Raw genomic sequence first — 13,201 nt, 5'->3', positions numbered from 1 at the left:
CCGGTGTGACGGAACGACAGCAGCCACCGACGCGTCCGATGGGCATGCGCGCGCCGTTCCTCGTCCTGATCACCGCCCTGCTCGGCCTGGCGCTGGTGCCCTATCCCGGCAGCCCGGCGGCGGCCTCGTGCGCTGGTCCCACGCTGGCGATCGAGGGGCACGACGACGGAAGGCGGATCCCGCTGGTGCCGGGCGAGGAGGTCACCGTGACCGGGCGCGGGTTCAGCACGGGGTGCGACGACACCGGGTCACAGTCGGTCACTCCCAGCTGCTCGGGTGACGACGTCGGGGAAGAGGGGAAGTCCGAGCCGATGTCCGACATCGAGCTCGTCGTGCTCCAGGGGAAGCAGACACCGGAGCAGATCTCGCTCGCCGTGGCCGACGCCGGCTCGGCCGAGGACAACGAGCTCGGCCAGGTGACGTGGACGTTCGTCGTGCCGAGCACCCTGTCGCCAGGGCCCGCGGTCCTCGAGACCGTCGAGTCCGAGCCGCTGCGCGTCAGGATCGTGCGGCCGTCGCCCGTCGAGTGACGTGAAATGGCTGCCGGAAGGCCGACTTCACGGCCACTTCACGTCACTCGACGGCAACATCACTCAGCTGCAGCGCGCCGCAGCGACTCCGAGAGCCGCTCCGCGGCGGCGAGCACGGCGGGGGCGTGCATCCGGCCGGGCTGACGAGACAGTCGTTCGAGCGGGCCGGAGACCGAGACCGCGGCGATCACCTTGCCGCCGGGGGAGCGGACCGGGGCGGACACCGACGCGACGCCCTGCTCGCGCTCGCCGATCGACTGGGCCCAGCCGCGGCGGCGGATGCCGGAGAGAGCGGCGGCCGAGAACGCGGCGTTCTGCAGGCCGCGGTGCATGCGCTCCGGGTCCTCCCACGCGAGCAGCACCTGGGCGGCCGAGCCGGCACGCATCGTGAGCTGGGAGCCGACCGGGATCGTGTCGCGCAGGCCGGAGGGGCGCTCGGCGGCGGCGACGCACACGCGGTGGTCGCCCTGGCGGCGCCAGAGCTGGGCGGACTCCCCGGTGATGTCGCGCAGCCGTGCGAGCACCGGGCCGGCGGTGGCGAGGAGCCGGTCCTCGCCGGCCGCGGCCGAGAGCTCGGAGAGCCGCGGCCCGAGGACGAAGCGGCCCTGCATGTCGCGCGCGACGAGACGGTGGTGCTCGAGGGCGACCGCGAGCCGGTGGGCGGTCGGCCGGGCCAGGCCGGTGCCGGCGACCAGGCCGGCAAGCGTGGCCGGTCCGGACTCGAGGGCGGTGAGCACGAGAGCGGCCTTGTCGAGTACGCCGACGCCACTGGAGTTGTCCATATGGCAATACTGCCGTCTCACAACCTGGGATGCAAGTGGTACGGTATGTGAGATCGAAACTCGATCACGAAGGCGTGAGGGAGAGGTAAACGATGGGCAAGACCCTGTCAGAGAAGGTGTGGGACGAGCACGTCGTCCGCTCGGTCGAGGGGGAGCCGGACCTCCTCTTCATCGACCTCCACCTGATTCACGAGGTGACCTCGCCGCAGGCCTTCGACGGCCTCCGCCTCGCCGGCCGCCAGGTGCGCCGCCCGGACCTGACGCTCGCCACCGAGGACCACAACGTCCCGACCCTCGACTGGGACAAGCCGATCGCCGACCCCGTCTCCCGCACGCAGGTCGAGACGCTGCGCAGGAACTGCGAGGAGTTCGGCGTCCGCCTGCACCCGCTCGGTGACATCGAGCAGGGCATCGTGCACGTCGTCGGACCGCAGCTCGGGCTGACCCAGCCGGGCATGACGATCGTGTGCGGTGACTCGCACACGTCCACGCACGGCGCGTTCGGCTCGATCGCCCACGGCATCGGTACGTCGGAGGTCGAGCACGTGCTCGCGACCCAGACGCTGCCGCAGGCGCGGCCCAAGACCATGGCCGTCACGGTGAACGGCTCGCTCCCGGAGGGCGTCACCGCCAAGGATTTGATCCTCTACCTGATCACCCAGGAGGGGACCGGCGGCGGCCAGGGCTACATCGTCGAGTACCGCGGACAGGCGATCCGCGAGCTCTCGATGGAGGCCCGGATGACCGTCTGCAACATGAGCATCGAGTGGGGCGCCAAGGCGGGCATGATCGCGCCCGACGAGGTCACGTTCGCCTACCTCGAGGACAAGCCCGAGGCGCCCAAGGGCGCCGACTGGGACGCCGCCGTCGCGCACTGGAAGACGCTGGTCACCGACGACGACGCCGTCTTCGACAAGGAGATCGTCATCGACGCGGCCGACATCACGCCGTGGGTCACGTGGGGCACCAACCCCGGCCAGGGCGCACCCCTGGGTGGCACGATCCCGTCGCCGGCGGACTTCGAGGACGCGAGCGACCAGGTCGCGGCGAAGAACGCGCTGACCTACATGGACCTCGAGGCCGGCACCCCGCTGCGCGAGGTCAAGATCGACACCGTGTTCGTGGGCTCCTGCACCAACGGCCGTCTCGAGGACCTGCGCGCCGCGGCCGCCGTGATCAAGGGTCACAAGGTCGCCGACGGCACGCGGATGCTCGTCGTCCCCGGCTCGGCGCGGGTCCGGCTCGAGGCCGAGGCCGAGGGGCTCGACCAGGTCTTCAAGGAGGCCGGCGCCGAGTGGCGCGGCGCGGGCTGCTCGATGTGCCTGGGGATGAACCCCGACACGCTGTCGCCGGGCGAGCGCAGCGCGTCGACGTCCAACCGCAACTTCGAGGGCCGTCAGGGCAAGGGCGGACGCACCCACCTGGTGTCGGTCCCGGTCGCCGCGGCGACCGCCGTCCGCGGCACCCTGTCCTCGCCCGCCGACCTCGTCTCTGTTGGGAGCAACTGACATGGAGAAGTTCACGACGCACACCGGCGTCGGGGTCCCGCTGCGCCGCAGCGACGTCGACACCGACCAGATCATCCCGGCGGAGTACCTCAAGCGCGTGACGCGCACCGGCTTCGAGGACGGCCTGTTCGCCGCGTGGCGCAACGACCCGACGTTCGTGCTCAACAACCCGGCGTACGCCGCGGGCTCGGTGCTGGTCGCCGGCCCGAACTTCGGCACCGGCTCGTCGCGCGAGCACGCGGTGTGGGCGCTGCAGAACTACGGCTTCAAGGCCGTGCTGTCGCCGCGCTTCGGCGACATCTTCCGCGGCAACTCCGGCAAGGCCGGCCTGCTGACCGGGCGCGTCGACGAGAAGGTCGTCCAGCGGCTGTGGGACTACCTCGACGAGAACCCGGGCGCGACCGTCAGCGTCGACCTCGAGTCCCGCACGGTGCGCGCCGGCGAGGGTCCGGACGCCATCGAGGACTCCTTCGACATCGACGACTACACCCGCTGGCGGCTGCTCGAAGGGCTCGACGACATCGGGATCACGCTCGGACACGAGGCCGACATCGCGTCGTACGAGGCGAATCGGCCCAGGTGGAAGGCCGTGACCATCCGCGGCTGACAAACCATCTCTCTGAGGGCGAATTCCCAAGCAGGCTTGGGGATTCGCCCTCAGTGCGTTGTGAAACCCGCTCAACAGAGGCGAATACCCGTCCTGAGAAAACGGAAAAACATCACGGGAAACGCGGCGTGGTGATTGTGGCGAGCACAGCGATTACCTAGCGTGCATTGAAGAAAGTCGAGCACGGGCTCGACCACCTGTCGTTCATTGGAAGGGAAGACAGTGAACAAGTCTGAGTTCATCGACGCGCTGGCCGCGCGTTACGAGGGGAACCGCAAGGCCGCGGCTCACGCTCTCGAGTCCGTGCTGGACACGATCACGCGCGAGGTCGCCAAGGGCGAGAAGGTCGCCATCACCGGTTTCGGGTCGTTCGAGAAGCGGGTCCGCGAGGCCCGTTGGGTCCGCAACCCGCAGACCGGCGCCCGGATCAAGGCGAAGAAGACCGCGGTTCCGAAGTTCACCGCCGGTGCGGACCTGAAGAACGTCGTCTCCGGGGCCAAGAAGCTCCCGAAGCTGACGATCACGGCCGCTCCGGCTGCCGCGAAGAAGGCCGCGGCGCCGGCGAAGAAGGCCGCCGCCGCTGCGACCAAGAAGGCGGCTCCGGCCAAGAAGGCCGCTCCCGCCAAGAAGGCCGCTCCGGCCAAGAAGGCGGCTCCGGCGAAGAAGGCTGCCGCGAAGAAGGCTCCGGCCAAGAAGGCGGCTCCGGCGAAGAAGGCGGCTCCCGCCAAGAAGGCCCCGGCCAAGAAGACCGTGGCCGCCAAGAAGGCGGCTCCGGCCAAGAAGACCGTGGCGAAGAAGGCTCCGGCCAAGAAGGCGCCCGCGAAGAAGGCTCCGGCCAAGAAGGCCGCCAAGAAGGCCTGACCCTCGCTGGTCCGAACCACGACGGGCCGTCACCCCACACCGGGGTGGCGGCCCGTCACTCGTTCCCGGGGGCTACCGCTGCCGTGCGTGGGCCGATCCCCAGCGCCACCGCGGACCTGAGGTCGTCGAGGTCGTCGACGTCGCGCCGCACGGACGCCGGGACGTCGGACAGCTCGTGGGCACCCGCGTCGAGATGGGCGTCCCGGGAGCCGGGGCCGAAGCGCGGGTCGAACTCGTCGTGGCCCGCGACGTACAACGTGGTCCCGGTGCCCGCGGCGTCTGGGACGAAACACGGGTGCGGCAGAGCGGCGAGCGCGAGCGCAGCATCGAGATCGGCAGCACGGAGTGACGGCAGGTCGGCGCACAGCGCCACCGGCGTGAGGTCGGGCCAGCGCCGGTGCGCCTCGGCCGCGGCCAGCCGGAGAGCGCCGTTGAGGTCGTCGGTGACGCCGTCGGGGATGGAGGCCGCACCGAGCGCGCCGAGGATCGCCGAGAACCGCGCGTCGTCGGTCACCGCCAGCACCTGCGCGACCGACGTCGCGGCGAGGCAGGCGGCGACGGTGTCCTGGGCGAACGCCTCCGCCAGCGCGCGGCGTACGTCGGTGTCGAGGCCGAGCAGGCGCGACTTGCCGACGGCGGGCGGCTTGACCGGTACGAGGACCACGAAGTGCGGAGCGGACATCGGCTTGATCCTGTCAGGCCGATCCACGGACGCGGCACGGTGTCCGAGTAACCTGCGTCCGTGACGGTACGCAAGCTCCAGCAGAAGCGCGGGTGGGCATTCGCCCTCGGCGTCGCCATCGTGAAGCCACTGCTGCTGCTGACGACCCGTCGGGACTGGCGCGGGGGCGAGAACATCCCCGCGACCGGCGGCTTCATCCTGGTGCTGAACCACATCTCGCACCTCGACCCGTTCATGGCCGCGCACATCGTCTACGACCACGGCCGGATGCCGCGCTACCTGGCCAAGTCCGGCCTGTTCAAGAACAAGCTGCTCGGGTTCTTCCTGCGCTCCGCGGGCCAGATCCCGGTGGAGCGGCTCAGCAAGAACGCCGCCGGTGCGTACGACGCCGCCGTCGCCGCGGTCCGCGCCGGCGAGTGCGTCGTGGTCTATCCCGAGGGCACCATCACCCGCGACCCGGCGGGCTGGCCCATGGTGGGGAAGTCCGGGGCCGCGCGGATCGCGCTGGAGACGGGCTGCCCGGTGGTCCCGGTGGGCCAGTGGGGCGCCCAGGCACTGCTCGCGCCGTACGCCAAGAAGCCCGACCTGTTCCCGCCCAAGCCGATCCGGATGGCGGTCGGGGCGCCGATCGACCTGTCCGACCTCGCCGCGCAGCCGCGATCGGCCGCCACGATCGCGCAGGCGACCGACCGGATCATGACGGCGATCAAGGGCCTCGTCGAGGACGTCCGGGGAGAGCCGGCCCCGGCCGAGCTGTTCGACCCGAAGAAGGCTGGCGTGAACGAGATCGGCAACCCCCACCGCAAGAACATCCCGGGAGAGGACCCCACATGAGCAAGGTCGCCGTCTTCAGTGCCGGCTCCTGGGGCACTGCGTTCTCGATCGTGCTCGCAGACGCGGGCAACGACGTGACGCTCTGGGCGCGTCGCGAGGAGCTCGCCGCCGCGATCAACGACCGCCACGAGAACCCCGACTACCAGCCGGGCATCGAGCTGCCGGCGACGATCAGCGGCACCCACGACGTCGAGAAGGCCCTGCGCGGCGCTGACCTCGTCGTGCTCGCCACGCCCTCGCAGACGATGCGCGAGAACCTCACCCAGTGGGCGCCGTACGTCGAGAAGGACGCGGTGTTCGTCTCGCTGATGAAGGGTGTCGAGCTCGGCACCCTCGAGCGGATGAGCCAGGTCATCGCGGAGGTCACCGGCGCCGGCCCGGACCGGATCGCGGTCGTCAGCGGCCCGAACCTCTCGCCGGAGATCGCGCGCCGCGAGCCGGCCGCTTCCGTCGTCGCGTGCGAGGACGAGGACGTCGCGAAGATGATCCAGAAGCGGATCCACTCGCCGGCGTTCCGTCCGTACACGTCGGTCGACGTGCTCGGCTGCGAGCTCGGCGGCGCCTACAAGAACGTCGTCGGTCTCGCCGTCGGGATGGCCGTCGGCCTCGGCTTCGGCGACAACACCACCGCGTCGGTGATCACCCGCGGCCTCGCCGAGACCGCGCGGCTCGCGATGGCGCTCGGGGCCAACCCACTGACGCTGATGGGCCTGGCCGGCCTCGGCGACCTCGTCGCCACCTGCTCGTCGCCGCTGTCGCGCAACCGCACGTTCGGCGAGAAGCTCGGGCAGGGCATGACCACGGCGGACATCTACGCCTCGACCAACCAGGTGGCCGAGGGCGCCAAGTCCTGCTCGTCGCTGCTCGCGCTCGCCGACCGCACCGGCGTCGACGCCCCGATCGCCCAGGCCGTCACCGCCGTCGTCGACGGCCGGATGACCGCGCAGGACATGATGGAGGCGTTCATCGCCCGCGACACCAAGGCCGAGACGGATTGATCGAGATCCAGGCGCCGGCCGGCGTCGCCGAGGCCTACCTGACCGGTGAGCCCGGCAAGCCGGGTGTCCTGCTGTACGTCGACGCGATCGGGCTGCGGCCGCGGATCGAGGAGATGGCCGACCGGGTCGCCTCGTGGGGGTACGTCGTCCTCGCGCCGAACGTCTTCTACCGCGACGGCCGCGCCGCGGACCTCGCGCCGACCGGCGACCTGCGCGACCCGGGCGCGCGCGAGGCGTTCTTCGCCGCCGGCGTGATGGAGCGCGTGCACGGGCTCACCCCTGACCTCGCGGAGCCGGACGCCCGCGCCTGGGTCGCCGAGCTCGAGCGGCACGCCTCCCCGGGACCGATCGGCGTCACCGGGTACTGCATGGGCGCCCGGCTCGCGGTCCGCGCTGCGGGCTGGTTCCCTGGCAAGGTCGCCGCCGTCGGCGGCTTCCACGGCGGTGGGCTCGTCACCGATGCCCCCGACAGTCCGCACCTGTCGATCGCCGCATCGACCGCGGCGTACGTCTTCGGGCACGCCGACCGCGACCCCGGCATGACGCCCGATGACGTCGCGGCCCTCGAGGTGGCTCTCCAGGACCACTCGCACCGCAACGAGATCTACCCCGGCGCGCGGCACGGCTACACGATGGCCGACACGTCGGTGTACGACGAGGCCGGCGCCGAGCGGCACTTCGCCGAGCTGCGTGCCCTCTTCGACCGCGTCCTGCGCTAGACGGCGTCGAGCGCCTGCACGAGGTCGTCCCAGAGGTCGTCGACGTCCTCGATGCCGACCGACAACCGGACCAGGCCGGCGGGGATGGTGTCCGGCTCGGCGTTCCAGCGGCGCCGGCGCTCGTACGTCGACTCGACGCCGCCGAGCGAGGTCGCGTGGAGCCAGGTCCGCAGGTGCTGGGGGAGCAGGTCGGCTGGGTGCGCGCCGCCGGCCAACACGATCGAGACGATGCCGCCGAAGCCCGGGTAGCGGACCTCGCTGAGCGCCGGGTGTCCCTCCAGCCGTCGGACCAGCTCGGTGGCGTTGGCCTGGGCACGCTCGACGCGCAGGTGGAGCGTGCGGAGCCCGCGCAGCGCGAGGTAGGCCTCGAGCGTGCCGGGCGTGGTGCCCAGCAGGTCGCGGCGGCCCTTGAGGACGGCGTACAGGTCGTCGTCGGCGGTGACGATCGCGCCCATCAGCGCGTCGCTGTGCCCGGCGATGTACTTGGTCGCCGAGTGCAGCACGATGTCGGCGCCCTGCTCGAGCGGGCGCTGGAGCACCGGGGTCGCGAACGTGTTGTCGACGACCACCCGGGCGCCCGCCTCGTGCGCGGCCGCGATGATCGCGGCGACGTCGGCGACCTCCAGGGCGGGGTTCGTCGGCGACTCGAACCAGACCAGGGCAGCGTCGTCGCACGCGGCCGCCACGGCCGCGGTCTCGGTGATGTCGACGAGCTTGGTGCGGATCCGGCCGCGCATCTCGAGGTCGGCGAGCTGCAGGAGGGTGCCGGTGTAGGAGTGCTTCGGCGCGACGACCAGCCCGTCCTGCCCGACCAGGTCGAGCACCGTCGTGACCGCGCCCATGCCGGAGCCGAAGCTCAGGCAGCGGCCGCCCTCGAGCGCGCCGAGCGCGTCCTCGAACGCCGACCAGGTCGGGTTGCCGTAGCGGCCGTACTCCAGGTCACCGCCGGCGCCGTACGTCGAGGCCATGCTGATCGGCACGTTCAGCGGCTGGTCGGGGCTGCGCTCGGGACGTCCGGCGTGGACGGCGACGGTGGCGGGCTTCCTGCTGTCGGGCATGGACCACAGATTAGGGTCATGGCGTGATCGCGATGACGCTGGCCGAGGTCTCGGAGGTCGTGGGCGGCGAGGTCGTCGGCGCGCAGGAGCCGGTGGTCGTCGACGGCCCGGTCGTCATCGACGGTCGCGAGCCGGCGCCGGGCGGGCTGTTCGTCGCGTTCGTCGGCGAGCGCTCCGACGGCCACGACCACGCCGCCCAGGCGGGGGAGAACGGCGCGGTCGCCGTGCTGGGCAGCCGGCCGACGCCGCTGCCGACCGTCGTCGTCGAGGACGTCCAGCTCGCCCTGCAGCGGCTGGCGGCGCACGTGGTCGCCCAGCTGCGGCGCACCCACGACCTGACGGTGGTCGCAGTGACCGGGTCCCAGGGCAAGACGTCGACCAAGGACCTGCTCGCAGCCGTGCTCGCGGGCGCCGCACCGACCGTCGCGACCCGCGGCTCCTACAACAACGAGATCGGGATGCCGCTGACGGCGCTGCGCAGCGACGCGAGGACCCGCTACCTCCTGCTGGAGATGGGCGCCCGCGGCCGAGGACACATCGCCGAGCTCGCTGCTCTGGTCGCTCCCGACGTGGCGATGGTGCTGAACGTCGGGGTCGCGCACCTCGGCGAGTTCGGCTCCCGCGACGCGATCGCGCAGGCCAAGGGCGAGCTCGTCGAGGCGTTGACCCCCGCCGGTACGGCGGTCCTGAACGCGGACGACGACCGGGTCGCGGCGATGTCCTCCCGGACGTCCGGCACGGTGCGGACGTTCGGCGCCGAGCGGGACGCCGACGTCCGCGTCGAGGACCTCACCCTCGACCGCCTCGGACGGCCCTCGTTCGTGCTCGTGGCCTCGGGCCAGCAGGCGCCGGTGACGCTGCGGCTCGTCGGCGCGCACCAGGCGCTCAACGCGGCCGCCGCGGCCGCCGCCGCGCTCGCGGTCGGGCTCACCCTGCCCCAGGTCGCGGCGGCCCTCTCCGAGGTCACGGAGCTCTCCCAATGGCGGATGGAGCTGCACGAGCTCGACACCGGCGTGATCGTGCTCAACGACGCCTACAACGCCAACCCCGACTCGATGCGGGCCGCGATCGACGCACTGGCCACGATCGGCGCCGATCCCGGGGTCCGCCGTACGGTCGCGGTCCTCGGCGAGATGCGCGAGCTCGGCGAGACGTCGGAGGCCGAGCATCGCGCCGTCGGGGAGTACGCCGTCGCGCAGGGGATCGACGAGATCGTCACCGTGGGCGAGCCGGCGCGCCAGATCGGCGGCACCTTCGTCGCCGACAACGCGGCCGCGGTCGCCTGGCTGTCGGAGAACGTCCGGCCGGGTGACGCAGTTCTCTTCAAGGCATCCAACGGGGCGCGCCTTTTCGAGGTCGCGGCCACGCTTGCGTAGGCTCGTGTTCCATGTCTGACAAGGTCCGCGTCGCCCTGCTGTTCGGAGGCCGCTCCGGCGAGCACGCGATCTCCGCGGCGACCGCGGCGGGCGTGATGAAGGCGATCAGCCGCGACAAGTACGACGTGCTGCCGGTCGGCATCACCCGCGAGGGCCAGTGGGTGCTCACCGGCGGTGACGCGGACCGCTGGGAGCTGACCTCGAGCAAGCTGCCCGAGGTGACGACCGACGCGGGCACCTCCATCGCCACGCTGGCCGAGCTCGGTGACGTCGACGTGGTGTTCCCGCTGATGCACGGCCCGTTCGGTGAGGACGGCACCATCCAGGGCCTGCTCGAGCTCGCGGACGTCCGCTACGTCGGCTCCGGCGTGCTCGCCTCCGCCGTCGGCATGGACAAGCACTACATGAAGATCGTCTTCGCCGGCCACGGCCTGCCGGTCGGGCCGTACGTCGCGATCACGCCGCGGGACTGGGAGCGCCGGCAGGACGCCGTGCTGGCCGAGATCCAGGAGCGGCTGACGTTCCCCGTGTTCGTGAAGCCCGCGCGCGCCGGCTCCTCGCTGGGCGTGCGCCGCGTCGACGTACCGTCCGACCTCGTCGAGGCCATCGAGGAGGCCCGCTTCCACGACCCGAAGGTGCTCGTCGAGCAGGGCATCGAGGGCCGGGAGATCGAGTGCGCCGTGCTGGGCGGGCGCCAGGGCGGCGAGCCGCGCACCTCGGTGCCGGGCGAGATCATCGTCGACCACGACCAGGCGGACTTCTACGACTTCGAGGCGAAGTACCTCAGCGACACCGAGGCACGCACCGAGGCGCCGGCCGACCTGCCCGACGAGATCACCAAGCGGGTGCGCGACCTGGCCGCGCAGGCGTTCGACGCGATCGGCGCCGAGGGGCTGGCGCGCGTCGACACGTTCGTGACGCCGCAGGGCGAGGTCGTCCTCAACGAGATCAACACGATGCCGGGGTTCACCCCGATCTCGATGTACTCCCAGATGTGGGAGGCCAGCGGCCTGTCCTACACCGACCTCGTCGACGAGCTGATCCAGCTCGCCCTCGAGCGCGACACCGGGCTGCGCTGACGCCCTAGAGGCAGGTGCCGACCTTCTCGAGGTCCGCCTCGATCAGGTCGGCCAGCGCGCCCGCGGTGTTGGGGAACCCGTCGGGCCGGTACTCGCCCGGCAGCTCGACGTGGATGCGCGGGCGGTAGTTCATCTCGGTCATCGGCACGTCGGTGGTGTCGTCACCCTCGAACATGTCCTCGAACACGTCGTCCGGGACGAACCAGCCTGTCTTCTTCACCGCGATGCACGTCGAGGTGTCGCTGAACTCCCGCGGCTCCTCGACGCCGCACGTGAGGACGATGGCGGGATCGCCCCAGGCCGCGCCGTACTCGGTGTCGCCGTCGACCTCGACCGACTCCTGCCCGGCGAGGGTGTCGGGCAGGGCGGCGACGAAGTCGCGGCAGGCCGCGGCGTCCTCCTCCGACATGTCAGCGGCGTGGATCTCGGGCGGGCCACCGCTGCAGCCGGCGAGGACGGTGACCGCGGCGAACGCGACGACGCCCCGCGTCCACCAGGACACGGGGCGTCGCGAGCGACGGGGGTGCGACACCCTCAGATGTGCACGACCGGGCAGGTCAGCGTGCGGGTGATGCCCTCGAGGTTCTGGACCTTCGACACCACCAGCTTGCCGAGCTCGTCGACGTTGCGCGCCTCGGCGCGCACGATCACGTCGTACGGACCGGTGACGTCCTCGGCGAGGGTGACACCCTTGACCTGAGCAATCGCGGTGGCGACCTCGGCGGCCTTGCCGACGTCGGTCTGGATCAGGATGTACGCCTGGACGACCATCGAGCTCTCCCTGGTGTCTGGATCACGGGTTCGTGTCGCGGCCAACCTATCGTGCGGCCCACCGGTGCGCATCTGGTGGGATGGTCCCCATGGGGTTCCCACAGGACGCGACGCTGGGCGACGCGGGCGAGTTCGGTCTGATCGCCGAGCTGGTCGCGCTGTTCCCGCAGGGTGAGCAGGTGCTGGTCGGGCCTGGCGACGACGCCGCGGTCCTCCGGGTCCGGCACGGTCACGTGGTCGTCTCGACCGACCTGCTGGTCGAGGGCAACCACTTCCGGCTCGACTGGTCCTCGGCCGAGGACATCGGCCACCGGGCCGCCGCGCAGAACCTCTCCGACATCAACGCCATGGGCGGTCGCGCGAGCTCGCTGACCATCGGGCTCGCGGCGCCGGCCGACCTTCCGGCGCGGTGGGCGCTCGACTTCGCCCGCGGGTTCGCCGCGGAGTGCTCGTTGGTCGGGGCGAGCGTGGTCGGCGGTGACCTGACCCGCTCCGACAAGGTCGTCATCGCGGTCACGGTGCTCGGCAGCGTCACCGAGGCGCCGGTGCTGCGCTCGGGCGCCCGGCCTGGCGACACGCTCGCCCTGTGCGGCCGCCAGGGCTGGGCCGCGGGCGGGCTCGCCGTTCTCGGCCGTGGCTTCCGGTCCCCGAAGGTCCTCGTCGACGCCTACAAGCGCCCGGAGCCGCCGTACGACGCCGGGCGGACTGCCGCCGAGGCCGGCGCGACCGCGATGATCGACGTCTCCGACGGGCTGCTCGCCGACGCCGGCCACATCGCCTCCGCCTCCGGTGTCGCGATCGACGTGCACGCGGCGGCGTTCGACGTCGCCGAGCCGCTCCAGGCCGTCGGCGCCGCCCTCGGCGCCGACCCGATGCAGTTCATCCTCGGCGGGGGAGAGGACCACCCGCTGCTCGCGACGTTCCCCGACGCCCTCGCCGTACCTCCCGGGTGGCTGCGGATCGGGACGGTCTCGGAGGGCTCGGGCGTCACCGTGGACGGTGCCGAGTACGACGGCCCGACCGGCTGGACCCACTTCTGACCGCGACGGAGGGGCGCTGACGCGAGCGCCTCAAATGCAGCGAGCCCCGACCAGGACGGTCGGGGCTCGCTGGGAGAGCTCAGATCAACGGGTGACCTTGCCGGCCTTGAGGCAGCCGGTGCACACGTTGAGGCGCTTGGGGGTGCCGTTGACCTTGGCACGCACGCGCTGGATGTTGGGGTCGAAGCGACGCTTCGTGATCTTGCGGGACCACGGCCGGTTGTTGCCGAAGCCGGGCTTCTTGGCGCAGATGTCGCAGACGGCAGCCACCGTGTACTCCTGAACGAATCGATGATGTGAACTGAACTGAAAAGCTGGGGGCCCGGCGGGCGGGCAACCGCACAAGAGTATCCGAT

Annotated in this window: 16 protein-coding genes; 10 read left to right on the top strand and 6 right to left on the bottom strand. The window is 71.6% G+C overall.

Annotated features, from left to right (window positions below; all coding sequences use genetic code 11):
- Positions 1–5 precede the first annotated feature (5 nt).
- Positions 6–530, top strand: a complete 525-nt coding sequence (locus ABD875_RS06125) for a hypothetical protein (RefSeq protein ID WP_345172261.1) — start codon at positions 6–8, stop codon at positions 528–530.
- A 59-nt stretch (positions 531–589) separates the two neighbouring features.
- On the opposite strand, the gene ABD875_RS06120 is transcribed toward ABD875_RS06125, so the two are convergent.
- A complete protein-coding gene (locus ABD875_RS06120; RefSeq protein WP_345172259.1) occupies positions 590–1,312 on the bottom strand; it encodes an IclR family transcriptional regulator in 723 nt (240 codons plus the stop codon).
- 92 nt (positions 1,313–1,404) lie between these two features.
- Here ABD875_RS06120 and leuC point away from each other — a divergent pair, with 92 nt between their 5' ends.
- The 3 genes from leuC (at position 1,405) to ABD875_RS06105 (ending at position 4,288) form a co-directional block, all read left to right on the top strand.
- Positions 1,405–2,820: a 3-isopropylmalate dehydratase large subunit gene (gene leuC, locus ABD875_RS06115; protein ID WP_345172257.1), complete on the top strand. Its 1,416-nt coding sequence runs from the start codon at positions 1,405–1,407 to the stop codon at positions 2,818–2,820.
- 1 nt (position 2,821) lies between these two features.
- Positions 2,822–3,427 (top strand): 3-isopropylmalate dehydratase small subunit, encoded by a 606-nt coding sequence (leuD, locus tag ABD875_RS06110; RefSeq protein ID WP_345172255.1) that lies wholly within the window; start codon positions 2,822–2,824, stop codon positions 3,425–3,427.
- Between the two features lie 222 nt (positions 3,428–3,649).
- Entirely contained in the window at positions 3,650–4,288 is a 639-nt protein-coding gene (locus ABD875_RS06105) for an HU family DNA-binding protein (RefSeq protein WP_345172253.1), read from the top strand.
- A 55-nt stretch (positions 4,289–4,343) separates the two neighbouring features.
- Here the strand turns inward: ABD875_RS06105 and cofC are convergent, their stop codons facing one another.
- Positions 4,344–4,970 carry a 2-phospho-L-lactate guanylyltransferase gene (gene cofC / locus ABD875_RS06100; RefSeq protein ID WP_345172251.1) on the bottom strand — a complete coding sequence of 209 codons (627 nt, stop codon included), beginning with the start codon at positions 4,968–4,970 and terminating at the stop codon, positions 4,344–4,346.
- Between the two features lie 60 nt (positions 4,971–5,030).
- Between cofC and ABD875_RS06095 the strand changes: the two genes are divergently transcribed.
- Genes ABD875_RS06095 through ABD875_RS06085 form a run of 3 tightly spaced genes read left to right on the top strand, consistent with a single transcriptional unit; the run spans position 5,031 to position 7,521 of the window.
- Complete coding sequence (locus ABD875_RS06095; RefSeq protein WP_345172250.1) at positions 5,031–5,804, top strand: lysophospholipid acyltransferase family protein; 774 nt, start codon at positions 5,031–5,033, stop codon at positions 5,802–5,804.
- A complete protein-coding gene (locus tag ABD875_RS06090; RefSeq protein ID WP_345172248.1) occupies positions 5,801–6,802 on the top strand; it encodes an NAD(P)H-dependent glycerol-3-phosphate dehydrogenase in 1,002 nt (333 codons plus the stop codon). The genes ABD875_RS06095 and ABD875_RS06090 overlap by 4 nt, the downstream gene beginning before the upstream one ends.
- Positions 6,799–7,521, top strand: coding sequence for a dienelactone hydrolase family protein (locus tag ABD875_RS06085; RefSeq protein ID WP_345172246.1), 723 nt, complete (start codon positions 6,799–6,801; stop codon positions 7,519–7,521). Before ABD875_RS06090 ends, ABD875_RS06085 begins: the two co-directional genes overlap by 4 nt.
- Here the strand turns inward: ABD875_RS06085 and ABD875_RS06080 are convergent.
- Positions 7,518–8,579 carry a trans-sulfuration enzyme family protein gene (locus ABD875_RS06080; protein ID WP_345172244.1) on the bottom strand — a complete coding sequence of 354 codons (1,062 nt, stop codon included), beginning with the start codon at positions 8,577–8,579 and terminating at the stop codon, positions 7,518–7,520. The genes ABD875_RS06085 and ABD875_RS06080 overlap by 4 nt on opposite strands.
- 32 nt (positions 8,580–8,611) lie before the next feature.
- Here ABD875_RS06080 and ABD875_RS06075 point away from each other — a divergent pair, with 32 nt between their 5' ends.
- On the top strand, positions 8,612–9,955 hold the full coding sequence (locus ABD875_RS06075; RefSeq protein ID WP_345172700.1) for a UDP-N-acetylmuramoyl-tripeptide--D-alanyl-D-alanine ligase: 1,344 nt from the start codon (positions 8,612–8,614) through the stop codon (positions 9,953–9,955).
- A gap of 11 nt (positions 9,956–9,966) precedes the next feature.
- The gene (locus ABD875_RS06070) at positions 9,967–11,034 is read left to right on the top strand and encodes a D-alanine--D-alanine ligase family protein (RefSeq protein ID WP_345172242.1); all 1,068 of its coding nucleotides are present in this window, start codon (positions 9,967–9,969) and stop codon (positions 11,032–11,034) included.
- 4 nt (positions 11,035–11,038) lie between these two features.
- On the opposite strand, the gene ABD875_RS06065 is transcribed toward ABD875_RS06070, so the two are convergent.
- Both ABD875_RS06065 and ABD875_RS06060 read right to left on the bottom strand, forming a co-directional pair.
- Positions 11,039–11,536: a DUF3515 domain-containing protein gene (locus ABD875_RS06065; protein WP_345172240.1), complete on the bottom strand. Its 498-nt coding sequence runs from the start codon at positions 11,534–11,536 to the stop codon at positions 11,039–11,041.
- A gap of 32 nt (positions 11,537–11,568) precedes the next feature.
- The gene (locus ABD875_RS06060) at positions 11,569–11,805 is read right to left on the bottom strand and encodes an Lrp/AsnC family transcriptional regulator (RefSeq protein ID WP_345172238.1); all 237 of its coding nucleotides are present in this window, start codon (positions 11,803–11,805) and stop codon (positions 11,569–11,571) included.
- An 89-nt stretch (positions 11,806–11,894) separates the two neighbouring features.
- Here ABD875_RS06060 and ABD875_RS06055 point away from each other — a divergent pair, with 89 nt between their 5' ends.
- Positions 11,895–12,845 carry a thiamine-phosphate kinase gene (locus ABD875_RS06055; protein ID WP_345172236.1) on the top strand — a complete coding sequence of 317 codons (951 nt, stop codon included), beginning with the start codon at positions 11,895–11,897 and terminating at the stop codon, positions 12,843–12,845.
- 84 nt (positions 12,846–12,929) lie between these two features.
- Here the strand turns inward: ABD875_RS06055 and rpmB are convergent, their stop codons facing one another.
- Complete coding sequence (rpmB, locus tag ABD875_RS06050; protein ID WP_181644901.1) at positions 12,930–13,115, bottom strand: 50S ribosomal protein L28; 186 nt, start codon at positions 13,113–13,115, stop codon at positions 12,930–12,932.
- Positions 13,116–13,201: the final 86 nt, after the last annotated feature.

This window comes from Nocardioides caricicola, assembly GCF_039541135.1.
Taxonomy (GTDB): domain Bacteria; phylum Actinomycetota; class Actinomycetes; order Propionibacteriales; family Nocardioidaceae; genus Nocardioides; species Nocardioides caricicola.
The sequence above is the reverse complement of the archived record's forward strand: the minus strand, read 5'-3'. Positions and strand labels throughout refer to the sequence as shown.

Excerpts from the sequence above, each read along its gene's own strand:
- ABD875_RS06120 (WP_345172259.1), bottom strand. The coding sequence starts at position 1,312 with ATGGACAACTCCAGTGGCGTCGGCGTACTCGACAAGGCCGCTCTCGTG.
- leuC (WP_345172257.1), top strand. The coding sequence starts at position 1,405 with ATGGGCAAGACCCTGTCAGAGAAGGTGTGGGACGAGCACGTCGTCCGC.
- leuD (WP_345172255.1), top strand. The coding sequence starts at position 2,822 with ATGGAGAAGTTCACGACGCACACCGGCGTCGGGGTCCCGCTGCGCCGC.
- cofC (WP_345172251.1), bottom strand. The coding sequence starts at position 4,970 with ATGTCCGCTCCGCACTTCGTGGTCCTCGTACCGGTCAAGCCGCCCGCC.
- ABD875_RS06090 (WP_345172248.1), top strand. The coding sequence starts at position 5,801 with ATGAGCAAGGTCGCCGTCTTCAGTGCCGGCTCCTGGGGCACTGCGTTC.
- ABD875_RS06080 (WP_345172244.1), bottom strand. The coding sequence starts at position 8,579 with ATGCCCGACAGCAGGAAGCCCGCCACCGTCGCCGTCCACGCCGGACGT.
- ABD875_RS06075 (WP_345172700.1), top strand. The coding sequence starts at position 8,612 with ATGACGCTGGCCGAGGTCTCGGAGGTCGTGGGCGGCGAGGTCGTCGGC.
- ABD875_RS06070 (WP_345172242.1), top strand. The coding sequence starts at position 9,967 with ATGTCTGACAAGGTCCGCGTCGCCCTGCTGTTCGGAGGCCGCTCCGGC.
- ABD875_RS06060 (WP_345172238.1), bottom strand. The coding sequence starts at position 11,805 with ATGGTCGTCCAGGCGTACATCCTGATCCAGACCGACGTCGGCAAGGCC.
- ABD875_RS06055 (WP_345172236.1), top strand. The coding sequence starts at position 11,895 with ATGGGGTTCCCACAGGACGCGACGCTGGGCGACGCGGGCGAGTTCGGT.